The following is a 2644-nucleotide window of genomic DNA, read 5'->3' as shown; positions in this document are numbered from 1 at the left end:
GCGTTCTTCACCCGCGCACTGAAAGACGGCGCACGGCCTCTGGATGAAACCCCCGGCGCAATCCTCAGCCCTGCCGACGGCGCTGTCAGCCAGCTTGGCCCGATCGAGCATGGCCGGGTGTTCCAGGCCAAGGGCCACAGTTTCAGCGTGCTGGAACTGCTGGGCGGTGATGCGGCCAATGCCGCGCCGTTCATGGGCGGCGATTTCGCCACCATTTACCTGTCCCCCAAGGATTACCACCGCGTGCACATGCCGCTGGCCGGCACCCTGAGGGAGATGGTCTACATCCCGGGCCGGATTTTCTCGGTCAATCAGACCACTGCGGAAAATGTCCCGGAGCTGTTTGCCCGCAACGAACGCGTCGCATGCATTTTCGACACCGAGCGCGGGCCGATGGCCGTGGTGCTGGTGGGTGCGATGATCGTTGCCTCGATCGAGACCGTCTGGGCCGGCTTGGTGACACCGCCCAAGCGCGAGCTGAAGACCTTCCGCTACGACGAAGCCGCCCGTGCGCCGATCCACCTGGAAAAAGGCGCCGAACTGGGCCGGTTCAAGCTGGGTTCGACGGCCATCGTGCTGTTTGGTCCAGAGCAGGTGAAATGGGCCGAAGACCTGGTGGCCGGCTCACCCGTGCAGATGGGCCAGGCCTTGGCACTGCCGGCTGCCTGACCCGAAAACTCTCTCCTGTGGGAGCGAGCCAGCTCGCGACGACGCCAGCACCATCGACATCGATGTGGCTGATAGATCGTCATCGCGAGCAAGCTCGCTCCCACAAAGGTTTCCAACAATCACAGAGCACCTCTTTCGCCCACAGCTGCTAGAGTTGGAAACATCACGTTTATTTCCCGCCGGAGCCCGTCCACGGCATGAATGAGACCAGCCCTCTCCAGCTACTGCGCGTATCGACACCGACCCAGTCGCGCCTGTCCTTTTGCGATGCCACGCCACGCGACCTCAAGCGTTGGATCGCCAACCTGCCCAAGGCCAACATCGGCGAAACCGCCCGCCTGCTGTACCAGGCGCTCGGCGAGCTGAACCAACTGCTCACGCCCAGCGATAACCGCCTGCAATTGCTGGAACTGCTGCGGCCTGAGGTTTATTACGTCTGCAAGCACCTTGAACGGCATTTCCTGCAACAAGCCATCGTGCTGGATGACCGCTCGCGCAAGATCGTCAACCTGTGCCAAGCGCTGCAAGCCCACCTGGCGATGGGCTACAAGCAAATCGTCGGGCGAATCTCGCCGAAATTCTCCAAAGACCGCGCACGCCTGCTAGCCACGGCATTGCAGCGGGCAACACATGCTCTCAATGGAACCCTGTTGCGCGCCAGCCAGCTCTACAGCCCGGTGCCGGAAGGACTCTGGCTCGATTTGCACCAGCTGTACCGGATCGCTTGCCAACACAAATTGCAGCACCTGAGCATCAGCGACGAGCTGGCCAGCCAGATTCACGAATTGAATATCGAGCAGACCTACGTGGTTGCCCTGCTGCTGGGCGGCTCGCGCAGCAACCAATTGCGCCAGAGCCAGATCGCGCGGTTGGCCGAGGTCCTGGAACCGTGGAGCCATTGGGTCAAGCTGGACCCAGCCGTCACCGTCGGCAGCCTGTTCGCGGTCGCGCCGCAACTGGACGTCGGGCCGCGTTATCGCTCGAAATTCCGTGCCGAACAGCAACCCACCCTGCTGGGTTTCGACCCTCAGCCGCTGGTGCGCGCGATCTCCGCCCACCTGGCACAACCTGCCGATTCGACCCTGACGGTACCGGCCGGCATGAGCGCCGATACGCTGCATCACTTGCAAGCCGCCTGGGGCGAGGCTGCCGAACGCAGCTTCCAGCGCACCGAGGGCAACGGCACGTTGACGCTGTGCGTGGGCATGAGCGCACTGCACTATTACCTGGGTGGAGAACGTTCGTTCAACGAGATACTCAAGACGCCCGGCCCCCGCAAGGCGCACTTCGAGGCCTCGCCGACAAAGAAAAACGACACGTGGGGCGAGGCGTTTGACGCCGCCCCCACCGGTGACAGCGAGCTTCTGCCCTACGAGGAGATCGAGTATCCGGTCAACCCGGCTGATGACGATGGTGCCAGTTCCGACAACCGACATCATTTCCCCACTTATGACCTGCCGATCATCAATCACAGCCCCGGCGGCTACTGCCTGGGCTGGCCGAAAGAAGTGCCGGAACAATTGCAGGCCGGTGAAATGGTCGGCATCCGGGACACCAATGATCAGAGCTGGAGCATCGCCGTGGTGCGCTGGATCCGCCAGGTGCGCAATGGCGCCATGCAGATGGGCATTGAGCTGGTGGCACCGCATGCCCAACCTTGCGGCCTGCAATTGCTTCGCGAGCAGAACGAACAAGGGCACTATCTGCGTGGCCTGCTGCTTCCCGAGATAAGCGCCATCGACCTGCCACCCACCGTGATCGCGCCGCGCCTGCCCTTCCAGGAAGGCCAAAAGGTGTTGATCAATACCAACGGCCAGGAACGCCGCGCCGGCCTGGATCGCCGGGTGACCAGCACCCACAGCTTCAACCAGTTCGCTTATCGCCAGGAAGATTCAGTGGCTGGCGGGGATGGCGGTACGCAGGACGGGGATTTCGATTCGTTGTGGAAGTCGCTGTAGGAGCTGCCGAGCGAAGC

The 2644-nt window shown here is 62.6% G+C and carries 2 protein-coding genes; both read left to right on the top strand.

The genetic code is table 11. The features are described 5' to 3' along the window. A partial coding sequence (gene asd, locus OC610_RS25210; RefSeq protein ID WP_264431740.1) for an archaetidylserine decarboxylase occupies nucleotides 1–669 on the top strand: 669 nt, incomplete at its 5' end. Between the two features lie 197 nt (nucleotides 670–866). Further along, nucleotides 867–2627: a molecular chaperone gene (locus OC610_RS25205; protein WP_264431737.1), complete on the top strand. Its 1761-nt coding sequence runs from the start codon at nucleotides 867–869 to the stop codon at nucleotides 2625–2627. Nucleotides 2628–2644 lie beyond the last annotated feature (17 nt).

Source organism: Pseudomonas agronomica, from assembly GCF_025917275.1.
GTDB lineage: Bacteria > Pseudomonadota > Gammaproteobacteria > Pseudomonadales > Pseudomonadaceae > Aquipseudomonas > Aquipseudomonas agronomica.
Note: the sequence above shows the minus strand (reverse complement) of the source record. Positions and strands in the feature narration are given on the sequence as shown.

Excerpts from the sequence above, each read along its gene's own strand:
- OC610_RS25205 (WP_264431737.1), top strand. The coding sequence starts at position 867 with ATGAATGAGACCAGCCCTCTCCAGCTACTGCGCGTATCGACACCGACC.